At 68.5% G+C, this 17696-nt stretch carries 15 protein-coding genes and 2 pseudogenes; 7 read left to right on the plus strand and 10 right to left on the minus strand.

Annotated features, from left to right (window positions below; translation table 11 throughout):
- The first annotated feature begins 29 nt into the window (after positions 1 to 29).
- Positions 30 to 1193, plus strand: coding sequence for an acyl-CoA dehydrogenase family protein (locus BLU62_RS15050; RefSeq protein WP_074850307.1), 1164 nt, complete (start codon positions 30 to 32; stop codon positions 1191 to 1193).
- A gap of 60 nt (positions 1194 to 1253) precedes the next feature.
- On the opposite strand, the gene BLU62_RS15055 is transcribed toward BLU62_RS15050, so the two are convergent.
- Positions 1254 to 2048 carry an SDR family oxidoreductase gene (locus BLU62_RS15055; RefSeq protein ID WP_074850309.1) on the minus strand — a complete coding sequence of 265 codons (795 nt, stop codon included), beginning with the start codon at positions 2046 to 2048 and terminating at the stop codon, positions 1254 to 1256.
- A gap of 95 nt (positions 2049 to 2143) precedes the next feature.
- Between BLU62_RS15055 and pdxR the strand changes: the two genes are divergently transcribed.
- Positions 2144 to 3667 (plus strand): MocR-like pyridoxine biosynthesis transcription factor PdxR, encoded by a 1524-nt coding sequence (gene pdxR, locus BLU62_RS15060; RefSeq protein ID WP_074850311.1) that lies wholly within the window; start codon positions 2144 to 2146, stop codon positions 3665 to 3667.
- Here the strand turns inward: pdxR and BLU62_RS31885 are convergent.
- Positions 3626 to 3724: pseudogene (locus BLU62_RS31885) on the minus strand (undecaprenyl diphosphate synthase family protein); the annotation flags it as partial. The gene pdxR and the pseudogene BLU62_RS31885 sit on opposite strands and share 42 nt — an antisense overlap.
- A 63-nt stretch (positions 3725 to 3787) precedes the next feature.
- Here BLU62_RS31885 and BLU62_RS15065 point away from each other — a divergent pair.
- A complete protein-coding gene (locus BLU62_RS15065; protein WP_244278191.1) occupies positions 3788 to 4330 on the plus strand; it encodes a hypothetical protein in 543 nt (180 codons plus the stop codon).
- Between the two features lie 145 nt (positions 4331 to 4475).
- Complete coding sequence (locus BLU62_RS15070; RefSeq protein ID WP_074850315.1) at positions 4476 to 5870, plus strand: PepSY-associated TM helix domain-containing protein; 1395 nt, start codon at positions 4476 to 4478, stop codon at positions 5868 to 5870.
- Between the two features lie 107 nt (positions 5871 to 5977).
- Here BLU62_RS15070 and BLU62_RS15075 read toward each other — a convergent pair whose 3' ends face one another.
- Positions 5978 to 6760, minus strand: coding sequence for an isoprenyl transferase (locus tag BLU62_RS15075; protein ID WP_074850317.1), 783 nt, complete (start codon positions 6758 to 6760; stop codon positions 5978 to 5980).
- Between the two features lie 116 nt (positions 6761 to 6876).
- Between BLU62_RS15075 and trhA the strand changes: the two genes are divergently transcribed.
- On the plus strand, positions 6877 to 7551 hold the full coding sequence (gene trhA / locus BLU62_RS15080; RefSeq protein WP_074850319.1) for a PAQR family membrane homeostasis protein TrhA: 675 nt from the start codon (positions 6877 to 6879) through the stop codon (positions 7549 to 7551).
- A gap of 273 nt (positions 7552 to 7824) precedes the next feature.
- Here the strand turns inward: trhA and BLU62_RS15085 are convergent, their stop codons facing one another.
- Positions 7825 to 8280 (minus strand): Hsp20/alpha crystallin family protein, encoded by a 456-nt coding sequence (locus BLU62_RS15085; protein ID WP_074850321.1) that lies wholly within the window; start codon positions 8278 to 8280, stop codon positions 7825 to 7827.
- Positions 8281 to 8511: 231 nt separating this feature from the next.
- On the opposite strand from BLU62_RS15085, the gene BLU62_RS15090 reads away from it, so the two are divergent.
- The gene (locus BLU62_RS15090; protein ID WP_074850323.1) at positions 8512 to 10146 is read left to right on the plus strand and encodes an alkaline phosphatase D family protein; all 1635 of its coding nucleotides are present in this window, start codon (positions 8512 to 8514) and stop codon (positions 10144 to 10146) included.
- Positions 10147 to 10229: 83 nt separating this feature from the next.
- Here the strand turns inward: BLU62_RS15090 and BLU62_RS15095 are convergent, their stop codons facing one another.
- Complete coding sequence (locus tag BLU62_RS15095) at positions 10230 to 11318, minus strand: 3-deoxy-7-phosphoheptulonate synthase (RefSeq protein WP_074850325.1); 1089 nt, start codon at positions 11316 to 11318, stop codon at positions 10230 to 10232.
- Positions 11319 to 11549: 231 nt separating this feature from the next.
- The gene (locus tag BLU62_RS15100; RefSeq protein ID WP_074850327.1) at positions 11550 to 11996 is read right to left on the minus strand and encodes an Lrp/AsnC family transcriptional regulator; all 447 of its coding nucleotides are present in this window, start codon (positions 11994 to 11996) and stop codon (positions 11550 to 11552) included.
- A gap of 97 nt (positions 11997 to 12093) precedes the next feature.
- Between BLU62_RS15100 and rocD the strand changes: the two genes are divergently transcribed.
- Positions 12094 to 14178 carry an ornithine--oxo-acid transaminase gene (gene rocD / locus BLU62_RS34380; RefSeq protein ID WP_074850329.1) on the plus strand — a complete coding sequence of 695 codons (2085 nt, stop codon included), beginning with the start codon at positions 12094 to 12096 and terminating at the stop codon, positions 14176 to 14178.
- Here rocD and BLU62_RS15110 read toward each other — a convergent pair.
- From BLU62_RS15110 to mca, 4 genes and pseudogenes are all read right to left on the minus strand, one after another.
- A pseudogene (locus BLU62_RS15110) lies at positions 14114 to 14347 on the minus strand (tryptophan-rich sensory protein); the annotation flags it as partial. The gene rocD and the pseudogene BLU62_RS15110 overlap by 65 nt on opposite strands.
- Positions 14348 to 14427: 80 nt before the next feature.
- Complete coding sequence (locus BLU62_RS15115) at positions 14428 to 16416, minus strand: thioredoxin domain-containing protein (RefSeq protein ID WP_074852922.1); 1989 nt, start codon at positions 16414 to 16416, stop codon at positions 14428 to 14430.
- Positions 16417 to 16429: 13 nt separating this feature from the next.
- Entirely contained in the window at positions 16430 to 16750 is a 321-nt protein-coding gene (locus BLU62_RS15120; protein ID WP_099047904.1) for a hypothetical protein, read from the minus strand.
- Between the two features lie 8 nt (positions 16751 to 16758).
- The gene (gene mca, locus BLU62_RS15125) at positions 16759 to 17655 is read right to left on the minus strand and encodes a mycothiol conjugate amidase Mca (protein WP_074850333.1); all 897 of its coding nucleotides are present in this window, start codon (positions 17653 to 17655) and stop codon (positions 16759 to 16761) included.
- Positions 17656 to 17696 lie beyond the last annotated feature (41 nt).

The following is a 17696-nucleotide window of genomic DNA, read 5'->3' on the forward strand; positions in this document are numbered from 1 at the left end:
ATACTTTTTTGTATGTTACGTTCCGCTCCGTGGACACCCCGACATCCGGAACGGTGCGCATCACCGACGAATTCATCGCCGCCCTGGCCGAGCGCGCCGGCCGGGCGGAAGAACTGCGGAGGCTGCCGGCCGAGACCATCCGGGACGCGACCGACTCCGGCCTCCTGGATCTGTTGATCCCCAGGAGATTCGGCGGACTCGAAGCCCCCTTCCCCGAGATCCTCGACCACGTCCGACGCCTCGCCCACGGATGCACGTCGAGCGCCTGGACCCTGGGGTTCTACACGCTGCACGGCTGGATCACCGCCCTGTTCGGCGAGGAGGCGCAGCAGGAGGCGTTCGCCGACCGCCCGTACCTCGCACCGGCACCGTTGGCGCCGACCGGCACCGCGGAGCCCCGGGGTGACGGTTACTCGGTGTCCGGACGCTGGTCATGGGCCACCGGGATCATGGAGGCCAACTGGGTGATGGTGGGCGCCGTCGTCACCGGCGACCGGCCCGACGCGATCCTCGCATTGCTGCCGGTCGACGACGCGCGGGTGGAAGATGTCTGGCACACCGACGGCATGCGGGCGACCGGCTCCAACGACGTGGTGATCGAGAACGCCTTCGTACCCGCCCACCGCACCGTCCGGGTCCGAGATCTCTACGGAGGCAGGACACCCGGCGCATCACTGCACGACAACCACTCGTATCGGTGGCCGATGGTTCCCGCACTCGCCCTGCTGGCCGCGATGCCGGCCCTCGGCACGGCCGAGCGGGTCGCCGACATGTACGCGGCGCGGCTCTCCGAACGGGTCCTCGCCTATCAGATGGTCAAGCAGAAGGACAAGCCCGCATCGCGTATTCGGTTGGGCGACGCACGAATCCGGCTTCAGGCCCTGCGCGGTCTTCTCGCCGGGACCACCACTACCATCGACGCAATCCTCGCCGCCGGAGGGACGGTCGACATCCGCACGCGTGCGCAGGCACGCCTCGCCGCGGCCCGCATCGTGAACGAATCGCGAGCGGTGATCGGTACTCTGCTCGAGGCATCGGGTGCCAGTGTGCACTTCGTCGACCACCCCATGCAGCGTGCACGCCGAGACGTGGACGTCCTGTCCGGCCACGTCGTCTTCGACTACGACGAGATCCGGGAGATCGCCGGATCTCTCGAGATCGGCATGGAGGTCTCCCCGTTCGCGATGGTCTGACGTCAGCCGGCGGTCACGGACGCACGCCGCTCGTCGAAATGTGGGCGCCGGGATGAACACTCATCGCGCACTGCCCGCGGAAGCGTCGACGTGGCGGGCCAGCCACTGTTCGAGTGTGGTCGGGGTGACCACGTCGGGGTTCGCCGGCACCAGTCCCCCGCCGCGGATCGCCGGCCCACCGACGGGCGCCCTGAGAACCCAGCGTGGCGATCCCCGCCTTCCCGCAACGGCTTTCGCCACCTCGACGAGACTCATCTCGGCGGGCCCGGCGACCTCGATCTTGCGGACCCCGCCCCCGTTCGCGGGGACAGGCGCCGCGGTTGCCGTGTCCGCGACCACCTTCGCCACATCCCCCGCGGCCGCTGGACGGCACCACATCTTCGGTACGACCGCGACGGGACCGAAAGCCATTCTCCCCATCATCTGTTCGGCGAGTTCGAACCACTGCACCGAGGCCAGGATGGTCAGCGACGCCGGGTCGACGACATCGCGGTAGGCGGCCTCCTGGGCCGCTTTGCCTTGGTAGTAACCGAATTTCGCGTTCACCGACGGATCGTCGGCGTTGACGATGGAGACGACGACGACCTGCCCGACCGCGGCTGCGGTGGCGGCCCTGCCGATGTTGTGCGCCGTCGTCCGGAAGAAGTCGACGGCCTTCTTCGCACTCAGCGTCTCGAGGCTGAGGCAGTCGACCACCGTGTCGGCCCCGGACAGCGCCTGAGCCAGACCATCACCGGTGTAGGCATCGACCCCGGTCCCCCGGTTCGCCCGCACCACCTCGTGGCCGCGCTCGGCGAGGATGTCCGCAACTTGATTGCCCAGTTCTCCGCTCGCTCCGACCACCACGATCTTCATCTCGCCCTCCTCGCCGACATCGCGGCCTCTGTGTCAGTTCACCTGTTCAGGACTTACGCTAGTTCGGGATTAGCACAAGAAAGTGGTCCAATCCGATGGAAGAAAACAGGGTCAATCCGGCTACCCCGGACGCCACCACTCCCGATCCCTGGGCCGAGGTGGCCGCACGTCTGGGCGCCGATCTGTTCCTCGACCTGCAGCCCGACCCCGAGGCGAGCGCCCGCGGACGCGGCGCGACGCTGCGCCGAACCCTCACCGAGGCGTTGCGTTCGGCCATCCTCGACGGGCGCCTCCCCGCCGGCACCGCGCTGCCGCCGTATCGCTCCCTGGCCGCCGACCTCGGTCTGGCCCGCGGCACGGTGTCGACCGTGTATCAGGAATTGATCGCGGAGGGCTGGCTGACCGCTCGCCAGGGTTCGGCCACGCGCGTGGCCGACGGCGCGGCACATCCCGACACCGCCACGAAAACCACCGACACCCAGATCGCCGGCGAGGAACCCGCGCCGCCCACCACTTTCCGATTCCCGCACGACTTCTCGCTCGGTCAGCCGTGCGCGAGCATGTTCCCGCGGACCGACTGGATCCGCGCCACCCGTCGGGTACTCACCGATGTCGGCGACGAGGCCTTCGCCCCGTCACACCCGCAGGGCCGACCGGAACTCCGCCGTGCCCTGAGTGGATACCTCAGCCGCACTCGCGGCGTGCGTGCGAGCGCCGATCGAATCGTGCTCGGCACCGCGGTACAGGCCGCGCTGGAGTTGTTGTCGCGCACGGTGTTCGGAGACGTGATCGCGGTCGAGAGCCGCGGCCTGCCCTTCCACTGGCAGGCAGTCGAGCGCGGCGGCACCCGGGTGATCCCGATCCCTGTCGACGCCGAGGGCATGGTGATCGACGACCTCGAGCGCAGCGACGCCTCCGCGGTCCTGCTGTCCCCGAGTCACCAGTTCCCCACCGGGGTCGCCCTGTCCCCGGCGCGACGCATGCAGGTCATCGAGTGGGCCCGTCGCACGGGCGCGATCATCGTCGAGGACGACTACGACGGCGAGTTCCGCTACGACCGCGATCCCGTCGGTGCACTGCAGTCACTCGGTCCCGACGTCGTCATCCACGCGGGGTCGATGAGCAAGAGCCTCTCCCCCGCCGTCCGCGCCGGGTGGCTCGCCCTGCCACCGACGCTGGTGGACATCGTGGTGGGCGCCAAGGGAATGCGTGAGCCGGATGCGAGCATCGTCGATCAGCTGATCCTCGCGGACCTGATCCACTCCGGCGCCTACGACCGGCACATCCGTCGGAGCCGGCAGTTCTATCGACAGCGCCGCGACGCACTCGTCGACGCGGTCAGCGCGAGCGGATTCGAAGTACCCGGGATCGCCGCCGGACTGCACGCGGTCGTCCCAGTCGGCCACGCGGACGAGCACACCCTGATCCACCAGGCATTCGAACGCGGGATCGGCGTCGTCGGACTGTCGTTGTTCCGCCATCCCGACGCCGACCCGCTGCCCAACGGCGGTCTGGTCGTCGGATTCGGAGCTCCCGCGGCATCGACCTTCACGACCGACCTTCAGGCGCTGCGCGACCTACTCGCCGTATCGCCTGCTGCGCGCCGAGTGGTCCCGTAGCGGACGGAGGAAATCGACGCGGCGGAACTCGGGCCAGTATGCGTCGGTGAACCATAGCGATCATTGACTGCTGGCCTGGCTGGTCGTCTCGGGATGAGAACCTCCGGATACGATGCGGCGGTGAACCCGGCCCAGCAGACCGTGAACAGATTGCGCGGATGCGCAGTCGGCGCGCTGTCGGCGAGCACGGGCATCGCCGCGCACGGAATGGCCGGCGGCGCAGTTCCCGGCACCTCGTCGCTGCTGATGATGGTCGCCGCATGCGCAGTTCTCGGCGGGACCATCGGCACCACACTCCGTCGCCCGGCGGGTTGGTTCACGACCCTCGCGCTACTCGGCATCGGCCAGCTGATCGCCCACCTCTCCTCGACCACGCTCGCCGACGCATCCGCTCACGGACACCATGGCGTCGCAGCCGTGACACCGACGATGGCCGCCGTGCACCTCGGCGCCACCGTCGTGGGCGCCGTCGCCATCCGCGTCGGGGAAGCCGCCATCCCCGCCCTCCTGACCGCGATCGTCGCCGCTCTCCGGCCGGTTCTCGACCCGCCGACCAGCAAGGCCCCGAGGCTCGATCGTCTCTTCCCCGTCCCCGACGCGCGCCGGAGTATCCGTGCCGTTGCCGCCCTGGACACGCGGGGCCCGCCACTGATGGTTCGCTGACCATCCATTTCTCACCGACCCGCTGATCCAGCGGGCCGGTCGGCGCGTGTGATCCTGCGGTCGTCGACGGACCGATCATCGTCGTGGCTGCCGCGCGCCGTCATCATCGAAAGGCGGGCCCGTGCCCCACTCTTCTTCTCCGGTCATGTCCGATCCACCCGACACTCCCGAGGCAGCCGGCTCACCACCGGCCCGTCCATCGGGCTTACAACCGCTCTTACGGCGACTGCACTTCTACGCCGGTGTGTTCGTCGCACCCCTCCTCGTCGTCGCCGCGATCACCGGTGGCCTGTACGCGATCGCCCCGTCCCTCGAACAGGTCGTCTACCGCGATCAGTTGCACACATCCAGCTCCGGTGACGCCCGACCGGTCGCCGAACAGGTCGGCGCCGCGGTTCGGCTCCGTCCCGACCTGACGCTCTCCGCGGTGCGGCCCGCGGCCTCCCCCGGCGACACCACCCGCGTGCTGTTCGACGACCCGACGCTCGGCGAATCCGAACGGCAGGCCGTCTTCATCGACCCGGTCACCCTGGAGTCGACAGGGCAGCTCGTCTCCTACGGCAGTAGTGCCGCCCTACCGTTGCGCGCTTGGTTGAGCGGCCTGCATCGCAACCTGCATCTCGGTGAGCCCGGCCGGATCTACAGCGAGCTCGCCGCCTCCTGGCTGTGGGTGGTCGCTCTTGGCGGTCTGGCACTGTGGATCTCACAGGCGAGACGTCGCCGTTCCGCGGAACACTTCGCGACGTTCGACGCCCAGGCGACCGGACGGAACCGGACCCGCAACCGCCATGGGGTGATCGGAGTGTGGCTCGTCGTCGGACTGGTGTTCTTGTCCGCCACCGGGCTCACCTGGTCGAAGTACGCCGGCGACAACGTGGCCGAACTCCGGACGGCGCTGAAGTGGACGACGCCCACGGTCGTCACCGCGGTGGGCGATCACGGTGATCACCATGCCGACCATGGTGCCGAACCACAACCAGACGCCTCGTCGATGATCGGCGAACTCGACCGCGTTCTCGATGCGGCGCGGGCCGCGGGTGTCGACGAGGCCGTCGAGGTGACCGTGCCGTCCGGCGCCGGCACCGCGTTCACGGTGACCGAGACGCGTCAGCCGTGGCAGTTCAGCCCGGACAGTGTCGCCGTCGACGGCGCGACCGGGCACATCGTGGACGAATCCCGGTTCGGCGACTGGCCATTGGCGGCGCAGCTGACGAACTGGGGCATCGCCCTGCACATGGGCATCCTGTTCGGCTGGATCAACCAGCTGGTGCTTCTGCTGTTGTCGATCGCCTTGCTGGCCTTGATCATCCGCGGCTACCAGATGTGGTGGCAACGCCGTCCACGGCGGTCGGGACGTCTTACGGTCGGCCGTCCGCCGGTCCGTGGCGCGTTACTTCGGCTGCCGGCGCCATCCGCGACGGCAGTCATCGTCATCGCGGTCGCCATCGGTTGGTTCCTGCCACTCCTCGGGCTCAGCCTGGCCGTGTTCGTACTCGTCGATGCCGTGATCTCGAGGTGGCCACGCCGCAGAGCGGACTGACTGCGCCGGAGTACCGAACCCGACAACCGCGCACGCACCGGATCTGCGTCGGGTTCGGCACCCCCGCGGTGTCGACCTTCGCCACCGACCTGCAGGCGCTACGCGGCCTACTTGCCGAAGCGACGGCTCCGCGCGGAGTAATCCCGTAGCGCGCGAAGGAAATCGACCCGGCGGAACTCGGGCCAGTACGCGTCGGTGAACCAGATCTCCGAATATGCGCTCTGCCACAACAGGAATCCCGACAGCCGCTGCTCTCCGGAGGTCCGGATCACGAGGTCGGGATCGGGCTGCCCCTTGGTGTAGAGATTCGCGTCGATCGCCTCGACGGTGACCGCCTCGATCATCTCCTCGGGCGTCGCCCCGGCGGCACGCTGCTCGTCGAGCAACGCTCGCACCGCGTCGACGATCTCCTGGCGCCCGCCGTACCCGACGGCGACGTTGACGTTCATGCCGTTCCGCTCGGAAGTGCGCTCGGCGGCGGCCCGCAACCGCTGCGCGACGGCGTCGGGCAGGGCATCGAGCGTGCCGACGATGCGGATGCACCAGTCCCCCTCCGGCGACGAGATCTCGTCGACGATGTCGGGCACGATCTCGAGCAGGGCCTCGAGCTCGTCCGACGACCGGTTCAGGTTCTCGGTGGAGAGCAGATAGATGGTTACGGCCTCGATACCCAGACCCGCACACCAGCCGAGCATGTCGGCGATGCGCTGCGCCCCCACGCGGTGGCCATGGGCGACGTCGTCGAACCCGGCTTCGCGAGCCCAGCGCCGGTTGCCGTCGCAGATGATCGCGACATGCCGCGGCAGGCGTTGGGTGTCGAGAAGCTGAATGAGTCGACGTTCGTAGATGGTCAGAACTGGACGGCGTACCCGGTCCGGCAGCAGCTTCATCCTTCGCGGCCTCGTGTCACGTGGGACACCTTACGCGTCGGGGTGCGAGGAGGATGACCCCCGCCGACTTCCGGCGCTGTCCCTACAGGCGAGTAAGTTACGGTACCGTAGGTTTCGTGAACACCCTGTCGAGCCCGCCCCCGGGGGTGGCCGATCGCCCCCGTCTTCGCGGCGTCATCCACCACTACTCCGCCTATGTGGCAGCGGTCGCCGGTCTCGCGCTGGTCATCGGGGCCGCGATCCTCGACGGCGCCGTCGCCGCGCTGACGTGCGCGATCTATGCGGTCACCGTGGTCGGGCTGTTCACCGTCAGTGCGACCTATCACCGGGTCCCGTGGAAGACCGCGCGTGCGCGCATCCGGATGAAGCGCGCCGACCACGCGATGATCTTCCTGTTCATCGCCGGCACCTACACGCCGTTCTGTGCCCTCGGACTGCCGTCGCCGGCGAGCTGGTGGGTTCTCGGCATCGTCTGGGCCGGCGCGCTCGGCGGGTCTCTGCTCAAGATCCTCTGGCCCGGAGCTCCCCGCTGGCTGGGCGTCACGCTCTACATCCTGCTCGGCTGGGTCATCGTCGCGGTGGCTCCCGCCCTCGTCGCCCAGACCGGCTACCTGATCATGATCCTGCTGGCCCTCGGCGGCGTCCTGTACAGCGTCGGCGGGGTCCTCTACGCGGCCCGCTGGCCAAACCCGTGGCCTCGGACCTTCGGTCATCATGAGGTCTTCCACCTATGCACCGCGGTGGCCGCACTGCTCCACTACGCCGCCGCCTGGCTGGTCGTCGCGACGTAGTGTCCGCATGCCGGCCGGCACCGCCGGCTCACATGTGCATGTGCATCGGCGGCATCATCCCCATGCCGTGCATCCACATCATCAGGTGGTGACAGATGTGCATCATCTGATCGAGCATTCTTCCTCACCTCCCCCGGTTCGACGACGACACCGGACCGGTTCAGGAAGATGGTAGGTACCGCCCTGTGCCAGGTCACCCGCCGTCATCGTCGACGGGTCACGTCCGGCGGCAACACAATTCACGACAATGTCGCGTTCGGTGCCGTTACCTCGTCACTTGTCCTTGCCGCCCTCGGCTGGCGTCCGCTTGATCTCGATCCGCTTCTCGGGAGACGGCGCTTCGCTCACCGGCATCGTCACGGTCAGGATGCCGTCGGTGTAGGTCGCGTCGATGTCGCCCGCCTTCGCGCCCTCGGGCAGCGGCACGGAGCGATAGAAACTCCCGTAGTGGAACTCCGTCCGGGTGCCTTCTTCGCTGCGCTCCTCGCGTTCTGCCTTGATCGTCAATCGCCCGTCACGGACGCTGATGTCGAAGTCCTTGTCCGGGTCCATGCCAGGCAGTTCGGCTCGCACGGTGTACTTGCCCTCATCGAGGTGTTCCTCGACGCGGATCAGACGTCCCGCCCCGGAGCTCCATGGCGGCATGGACTCGAATCGGGACATCAGATCGGACCAATCCGGCAGCGCCGGCCACGACGGGTTGGGACGGCGGGCTGATCGGATACTCATGACTACCTCCGAAAACAGGGGAATCTCGCGATGACTGACCTCGTGATTGCGTGCCGAATCAGCACGTCGCGGTAGGGCCAACCGTCATCCATCGAAGGACTGCGGACTCAGTCCCACCCCTCGGCTTCTCGTCACCAAGCCCTCTCCACCACGCCTCCTCTTCACGCGAACATCACCTTGCCGCCGCTTCGCGGTGACGTCCGCGTCAGGTGATCCTGGTCGGCTGAGGCCATGCCGGGAACTCCGGCCGGTACACCGCCGGCGATAGTCCACTGCGACCCCGACCCCACCCTTCGAGCAAGCACCTCCCGACGCCGGTTTCTCTCCTGGGCCGGACTCGTGACGGGACTGGCCTTCACCCCGGGACTGCTGGGCGGCGCTCCTCCTGCTGCGACCTCCCCGGCGAATTCGGCCGGCGTGTTCTCCCTCGGTGTCGCCTCCGGCGATCCACTGCCGGACGGCGTCGTGTTGTGGACGAGACTGGCGCGCAACCCATTCGCCCCCGGAGGCGGGATGGGTTCGCGTCCGGTCCGCGTCGAGTGGGAGATCGCGACGGACGAATCGATGACGCGCGTCGTGCGCCGCGGGACCGCACACGCGACGCCGGAATGGGCCCACAGCGTCCACGTCGACGTGCGCGGGCTCGCCCCGGCGGCCGATCACTTCTACCGTTTCCGGGCGCTCGGTGAGATCTCGCCGATCGGCCGGACCCGCACCGCGCCGGCTCCGAACGCGCGGCCGGGTGCGCTGTCGATCGCAGTGGCGTCGTGCCAGAACTGGGCCGACGGCTACTACCACGCTTTCGGCGACATGGCCGCGCACGCACCGGATCTGGTGCTGCACCTCGGTGACTACATCTACGAGAAGCCGATCCCCCTCGACGCCCGCCGCGGCGCGATCCGGCCCGCATCGGCGACCCACGAGGCTGTCGGCCTCGACGACTATCGGGAGCGGTACGCGCTCTACAAGTCCGACCCCGACCTGCAACAGGCCCACGCGATGTCGCCGTTCTCGATCTCCTTCGACGATCACGAGATCGACAACAACTGGGCCGCAAAGGTTCCCGAGGACGAGACACCCCTGTCGCGGTTCGCCGTACGGCGCGCCTGTGCGTTGCGGGCGTGGTGGGAGAACACCCCGGTGCGAATCACCGCGCGACCCGACGGCACCGTCATCCGCGCGCATCGGCGCCTCGCCTTCGGCGATCTCGCGGAGATCAACCTCCTCGACACGCGCAGCCACCGCGACGATCAGGTCAACGGGGACAACGACTCCCCGCAGAACGCCCGCACCGCGGATCCGTCACGGACGATCCTCGGTGCGGCGCAGGAACGCTGGCTCCTCGACGGCCTGGCGTCGAGCCGTGCTCGATGGGATGTCCTCGCCCAGCAGGTCCCGATGGCCGACCTCGCCCGCGGCAGGTCCCGGGCGGTCAGCATGGACGGGTGGAGCGGCTACGAGTCATCGCGACGGCGCGTCCTCGACGGGGCGGCGCACCGCCGCGTACGGAACCTCGTGTCCCTCGCCGGCGACATCCACCGGAGTGTCGTCGCCGACCTGCGGACCGACTATGCCGACGACTCCCCCACTCGCGGAGTCGAACTCGCCACGACGTCGATCACCTCGGGCGGCGACGGCGAGGACAGCGACGACGGCGACCGCGAGTTGAAGGCCGCGTCGCCGCATGTGCGGTTCGGCAACTCCCAGCGCGGCTATCTGCTCAATCGCGTGTACCGCGACCGTTGGGAGGCCGAGTTCCGCGTGGCACCGTCGGTGCGATCACCACGCGGCTCGCTGCGACGACGCGCCACCGTCACGATTCCCGACGCCGCTGGCGAGGTCGACGTAGGCCAATCCGCTCCCTGAGTAGCCCCGGAGCTGGCGAGGTCGACGTAGGCCAATCCGCTCCCTGAGTAGCCCCGGAGCTTGCGGAGGGGCGTATCGAAGGGTCAGGCGCGCGCGAGCGCGTCGAGAACGGTGGCGCTGGCCTCCCAGCCCATGCACTTGTCGGTGACCGACTTGCCGTAGATCAGCGGGGTGGCATCGGTGGACTGGGCGCCCGGCTCGAGGAAGCTCTCCAGCATCACCCCGCTGATGTTCGACGCCTCGCCGGCCTCGCGCGCGGCGCGCAGGGTCGCGGCGATCTCGGTGGCGACCTCCGCCTGGCGGATGTGGTCCTTACCGGAGTTGGCGTGCGAGCAGTCGATCATCACGCGTGCGGGCAGACCGGCCTTCTCCAGGGCCGTCGCAGCCGACGCGATGGACTCGGCGTCGAAGTTGGGTCCGCGGGTGCCGCCGCGCAGGATGATGTGGCAGTCCTCGTTGCCGGCGGTCTCGACGACCGCGCCGTTGCCGAAGTCGTCGACTCCGAAGAAGACATGTTCGGCCGCAGCGGCATTCACGCCGTCGATGGCGACCTGGACGTTGCCGTCGGTGCCGTTCTTGAAGCCGATCGGCATCGACAGACCCGATGCGAGCTGGCGGTGCACCTGTGATTCGGTGGTGCGGGCGCCGATCGCACCCCACGCGACGGCGTCGGCGATGTACTGCGGGCTGGTCGGCTCGAGGAACTCACAGCCGACCGGCAGGCCCAGGTCGATGATGTCGAGAAGCAGCGACCGCGCGGTCCGCAGCCCGCGTTCGACGTCGAAGGTGTTGTCCATGCCGGGGTCGTTGATGAGACCCTTCCAGCCCACCGTGGTGCGCGGCTTCTCGAAGTAGACCCGCATGACGATCTTCAGACGATCGGCGTAGGCCTCGGCCAGCGGCGCCAGCCGACGCGCGTAGTCGAGGGCGGCGATCGGATCGTGCACCGAGCACGGCCCGACGATGACGAGCAGACGATCGTCGCGGCCGGCGAGGATGTCGGCGATCTCGTCGCGGTCGCGCGCAACCGCCAGCGCTCGGCGCGCGGTCAGGGGCAGCTCGCTGCGGACGGTGTCGGGCGACGGGATCGGGCGGAAGGACTTGATCCGGCGATCAGAGGTCGACTCGGCCGCCTCGGCCGTGCGCGTCGGGAGGTCCGGGAGAGTGGTCACTGTGTGTGCCTTTCGAGGTCATGCCCTGTCGGTGGTCCGGTCGGGGCACGCCTTCTCAGTGGTGGAGCCCCGCTCAAACGACAAGAGCAGCGACCGTATGGTCGCTGCTCGGGCTCCGGGTGTTACGTGCGCGCGCTTGGTCAGCGCTTCATCGTGGCCCCACCCGGAGCCTCGATAAAGCGCCAATAGGCGCGCACGGTGCTGATCACGGCGACAACATTAGCACAGGGCTCACGGGTGGCCGCGGTCGATCAGTTCGCTGAGCACGATGATCGACTCCGACCTGTCCACCGGACCGGCTGCGCGGATCCGTTCGAGCGCTTGCTCGAGGTGGCGGACATCTCGTGCTCGTACCCGGAGGATGGCGTCGGCCTGACCGGAGATGGTCGCCGCGCTGACGACCTCGGGGATCGGCTCCCAAGACGCCTTCAGTTCGTCGGGTGAGATGTTGCCGCGGCAGTAGACCTGCACGTAGGCCTCGGTGGTCCACTGCATGGCGTGCGGATCGACGAGGGCGGTGAATCCGCGGATCACGCCGTCGTCGAGAAGCCGGTCGACGCGCCGCTTGACCGCGGGCGCCGAGAGTCCCACCTCGTCGCCGATCTGGGCGTAGGTCGCACGTGCGTCGCGGGTGAGGCAGGCGATCACCTTCTCGTCGAGATCGTCGAGCGTTCGCAACAGAAGCCCACCTTTCACAGTTGTCGTGGCGATTCATTGCACCGATGCGCAAGCAACGGCGATTGTTTGCATCTTCCACCGAAGATACGCTCGATCCATGACTCTGACGAGCCCGGGAGTCGGTGTGCCTCCGCTGCGTGAGGCGCGGCCACGGACGTACGCGATGACACCACCGGTGCACTTCACGGTGTCCTACGCGATCAACCCGTGGATGGACACCTCGGTACCGGTCGACACCGAGCGCGCGCTCACCCAGTGGCACACACTCCGCGCCGCCTACGAATCCCTCGGCCACACCGTGCATCTGGTGGACCCGGCGCCCGGCCTTCCCGACATGGTCTACGCCGCCAACGGCGGACTCAGCGTCGGCGACACCGTCGTCGCGGCGCGCTTCGCCTTTCCGGAGCGAGCCGCGGAAGGCGACCTCTACGCGGAATGGTTCGCCCGCAACGGTTTCGGGACCGTCCACCGCACCGCGGCCGTCCAGGAAGGCGAAGGGGACTTCCTGGTCGTCGGCGACCGGATCCTGGCCGGCACCGGCTTCCGCACCCAACGCACCGCCCACGACGAGGTCGCCGCGCTCACCGGTCGGGCCGTCGTCACCCTCGAACTCGTCGATCCGCGGTTCTATCACCTCGACACCGCACTGGGCGTCCTCGACGACCGGACCGTCGCCTACTATCCCGCCGCGTTCTCCGAGCGTTCGCGTCGACAGCTCGACGAGATGTTCCCCGACGCCATCATCGCCACCGCCGCCGACGCCGCAGTTCTCGGCCTCAACCTGGTCTCCGACGGACGCAACGTCGTGATGACCGATCGCGCACCGCATCTCGAGGCATCACTGCGCGACGCCGGGTTCCGGCCGGTGACCGTCGATCTCTCCGAACTGCTCAAGGGCGGCGGCGGGGTCAAGTGCTGCACATTGGAACTCAGGAGACACGACACCATGTCCGACACACTCATCCCCCACGAGGTGGAACCTCCCGCATCTCCCACACCTGACGCCGAACCGCATGTGGCGCACAACTACTCGCCGATCCCGGTGACCGCCGCCACCGCCGAGGGCGCCTGGATCACCGACGTCGACGGCAAGCGTCACCTCGACTGCCTGGGCGCCTACTCGGCCGTCAATTTCGGGCATCGACATCCGCGGATCGTCGCCGCGGCACTCGAACAGATCCAGCGCGTCACCCTCACCAGTCGGGCGTTCCGCTCGGACCGACTCGAACCGTTCTGCGCGGCACTCGCCGAGCTGTGCGGCAAGGAGATGGTGCTGCCGATGAACACCGGCGCCGAGGCCGTCGAGTCGGCGATCAAGGTCGCCCGTAAATGGGGATACGACGTCAAGGGCGTCCCGGACGGTCGCGCGACGATCATCGTCGCCGGCGGCAACTTCCACGGCCGCACGACGACCATCATCTCCTTCAGCGACGATCCGGAGGCGCGTGCCGGGTTCGGGCCGTACACACCGGGTTTCGTACGCGTCCCGTACGGGGATGTGGAAGCAATGGCCGCCGCGATCGACGAGACGACGGTCGGCGTCCTGGTCGAACCGGTCCAGGGTGAGGCCGGGATCATCGTGCCGCCCGCCGACTATCTACCGCGTGTGCGCGCACTGTGCACTGCCAACGACGTGCTGCTGATCGCCGACGAGATCCAGTCGGGCCTCGGTCGAACGGGTCGGACCTTCGCCGTCGAGCACTGGGGCGTCGAACCCGATGTCTACCTGCTCGGCAAGGCGCTGGGCGGCGGGATCGTGCCGGTGAGCGCAGTGGTCGCCGACACCGACGTCCTCGGTGTCCTTCACCCCGGGCAACACGGCTCGACGTTCGGCGGCAATCCCCTGGCCGCGGCGATCGGCCACACCGTCGTCGACATGCTCACCGAGGGAACCTGGCAACAGCGCGCGACCGATCTCGGCGACCACCTGCATTCGCGCCTACGCGAATTCATCGGCCACGGTGTCGTCGCGACCCGCGGTCTCGGACTCTGGGCGGGAATCGATCTCGATCCGTCACTCGGCACCGGCAAGGACTTCTGTCTCCGGCTCGCCGAGCACGGCGTGCTGGCCAAGGACACCCACGGTTCGACGCTGCGGCTGGCGCCGCCGCTCGTCATCACCGTGGGTGAGATCGACTGGGCCATGGACCGGTTCGCCGAGACGCTGCGCGATCACGGTTGAGCCACCACGTCGACGTCGACAGGACCGTGGCGAAGGCGCACCAGGCGGGGTAGGCGGCCAGCGCGGCCCCGGCCGGCGTGTTCACGGCTCCGGTACGCCGGGCGAGGTCTGCACTGCTGACCGTGAGAATCCCGGCCGCCACCGACGCGGTGCCGAGCGCCCCCTTGCCAATGCGCATGCCTCTCCTGGTACCCACCTTCCGCCATCCGACACCTTCCGCCATCCGGCACCTGCGCCGCCTCGCGCGGGTCAGCGGAACTGCGCAGCGAGGGATTCCGCATCGGTGACCGGAAGCCCGCACACCGTTCCCCGGCAGACATAGGCCGCATCCCGTCCGTCGACCGGTCCGCGGGCGACCAGCAGCGGGTGCGAATCCTGTTCGCCGGCAACGACGACCGCGCCGCCAGGCACATGCGTCCACGCCGCGTGGGCCATCGCATGCTCCGATGCCGCGGTCTCTGCGACCGCGATCTGCACCGGGCCGGCGACCCGCGCCGACATCACCGACATCCAGTGCCCCGCCGAACGGGGCAGTTTGGCGACGAGGACCGACGCACGGGACAGGCTGTGCTCCAACAATTCTGCGTAGCCGACCGCCTTGCCCGTATCGGCCAGCATCGATGCGGTGAGCAGCGCCTCGGCCATCAGCGACGCACCCGACGGGGTGGCGCCGTCGATCGGGTCGCGTGGCCGGGCGATGAGTCCTTCGCCGGTGGCGTCGAACCAGGCGCCCGGCGCCTCGGGATCGGCGAAGATCTCGATCGCGGTGTCGAGCAGTCCCAATCCGGCCCCGAGCCAACGGGTTTCGCCGGTGACCTGGAACAGGGTCAGCAGAGCCGTACTCATCGCCGCGTGGTCGTCGAGGCCGCCGTCGGAGTCCCCGACAACACCACCCAGCGACGACCGCCGAAGGCGACCCCCGACGAGATGGCCGGCCAACAACTCGTCGGCGCAGCGGACCGCCTCCTCGACATGGCCGGTCTCGCCCAGCCCGGCGCCCGCCTCCGCCAGGGCGGTGATCGTCATGGCATTCCACGCGGTGACGATCTTGTCGTCGCGGCTGGGCTGGACACGTCTCCCCCGGGCTTCGAGGAGAGCCGCGCGCACCGCGTCGAAACGGTCGCGATCGTCCGGATCCGCCGGGAGCTGCAGCGTCGACCGACCGTGCTCGAAGGTGCCCTGATCTGTCACGACGAACAACTCGGCCGCCCAGCGGCCGGCTTCCGGTCCGAGCTTCTCGACGAGTTCGTCCGGCGTCCACACATACGTGGAGCCCTCCACTCCGTCGGCATCGGCGTCGAGCGACGAGGCGAACCCGCCCGACACCCGGAGATCCCGTCGAAGAAACGTCACGGTCTCCTCGACGATGCGGTGCGCCAACGGATCTCCGGTGCGGCGAGCGAGATGCGCGTAGACGCGCAGGAGCTGAGCATTGTCGTTGAGCATCTTCTCGAAGTGCGGTACCACCCAGGCGGCGTCGACCGAGTACCGGGCGAAGCCGCCGGCGAGCTGGTCGTAGATGCCCCCACGACCCATCGCGTGCATGGTCCGGCCGGCGGCGTCGAGCGCTGCGGTGTCGCCGGTGCGTTCGGTGTGTCTGATCAGCGCCTCGAGAAGGGCCGACGGCGGGAACTTCGGTGCGCCACCGAACCCCCCGAGTTCACGGTCCTCCTCGTCGAGCACGGTGCGGACGCCGTGCGCGAGCAACCGGTCATCGACCGAAACGGTGCCCGCCGGGAGCGGCGAGGTGTTCACCACGATGTGTTCGCGCACCTTGGCGGCGGTGTCGTCGAGGTCGGCGCGACGCTGCGTCCACGCCTCGGTGACCGCGGACAGGACCTGCCGGAACGAGGGGATCTGCCCGCGCGGTCTGGGCGGGTAGTAGGTGCCGGCGTAGAACGGGGCGCCGTCGGGGGTGAGGAAGCAGGTCATGGGCCACCCGCCCTGCCCGGTCATCGCGACGGTCGCACTCATGTAGATGGCATCGATGTCGGGACGTTCCTCCCGGTCGACCTTGATACAGACGAAGTCGCGGTTCATCTGCGCGGCGGTGGCGTCGTCCTCGAAGGACTCGTGCGCCATCACATGACACCAGTGACAGGCCGCGTAGCCGACCGACAACAGCACCGGCACATCGCGGTCGCGCGCCCGGTTCAGCGCAGTGTCGGACCACTCCTGCCAGTGCACAGGATTGTCGGCATGCTGCCGGAGATAGGGGCTCGTCGCCGAGCCCAGCATGTTCGACGAACCGTCAGGTGTCCGCCGGGCGTCGCTCATCGGTCCCAGCCGAGCTCGTCGGATCCTGATCGCCGACGGGAGCGTCGGTGCTGGTGACCGGCCCGGAGGGGTCGGTCCCCTCGTCGAATGCCTGATCGGCTTCGGGATGTTCGGTGTCGAACGACTCGGGCAGCTTCTTGAGCTGTCGGCTCATCGACCAGATCAGGAACGCCGTACCGACCAGCAGCAACAGGATGACCAGCAGGCCGAGCGGCGACGACTTGCCGAACTCCGGTCCCTGCGGCTCCTCGGCCGCGACGACCATCACGGTGTTCACGAAGTCCACATTGTTCATGATGTTCATCACGCCTCGATTCCGGCGAACAGATCGGTTTCGGGCAGGGCCGTCTTAACCCGCGTCTTGGCGAGCTCGAACTCCTCCGTCGGCCACAGTCGCTGCTGCCACTCCAGCGGGACGGCGAAGAACATGCCGTTGGGATCGATCTGCGTCGCATGCGCCCGCAAGGCGTCGTCACGCTGGGGGAAGTACTTGGCGCACTCGACCTGGGTGGTCACCCGGCCCATCAGGTCACCCCGGCTGGGGTCCCACTTGCTGAGCCACTCGGCGAACGGGCTCTCCTGGCCGTGGCGCTCGAACTCGTCGGAGAAGAGCACCATCCGATCGCGGATGAAGCCGTGCGTGTAGTAGAGCTTCGACACCGTCCACGGCTCACCGGTACCCGGGAACGCGTCGGGATCGCCGGACTGCTCGTAGGCCGCCACCGACACCTCGTGGCAGCGGATGTGATCCGGGTGCGGATATCCACCGTGCTCGTCGTAGGTGATGATCACATGCGGCCGGAACTCGCGTACCACCCGGACGAGTGCCTCGGTGGCCTCGTCCAGCGGGACCGTCGCGAAGGAGCCCTCCGGCAGCGGGGGCAACGGGTCGCCCTCGGGAAGTCCCGAGTCGACGAAGCCCAGCCAGGTCTGCTGGACGCCGAGAGCCTCGGCGGCCTTCGCCATCTCCTCGCGGCGAACCTCGGTCATACGTTCCTTGATGCCCGGACGGTCCATCGCCGGATTCAGGATGTCGCCGCGCTCGCCACCTGTCAGTGTGACGACGAGCACCTCGTTGCCCTCGGCCGCATACTTGGCGGTCGTGGCAGCACCCTTGCTCGACTCATCGTCGGGGTGCGCGTGGACCGCCATCAGACGGAACACACCCGACTGCGGGGCGTCGGCATGGGATTCGGTCACAGTTCCTCACCTTCGGATCGCTACTCGTCCCATGGTAGGTA

Origin of the sequence: Gordonia westfalica (genome assembly GCF_900105725.1) — a bacterium.
In the GTDB taxonomy this organism is placed as follows: Bacteria; Actinomycetota; Actinomycetes; order Mycobacteriales; family Mycobacteriaceae; genus Gordonia; species Gordonia westfalica.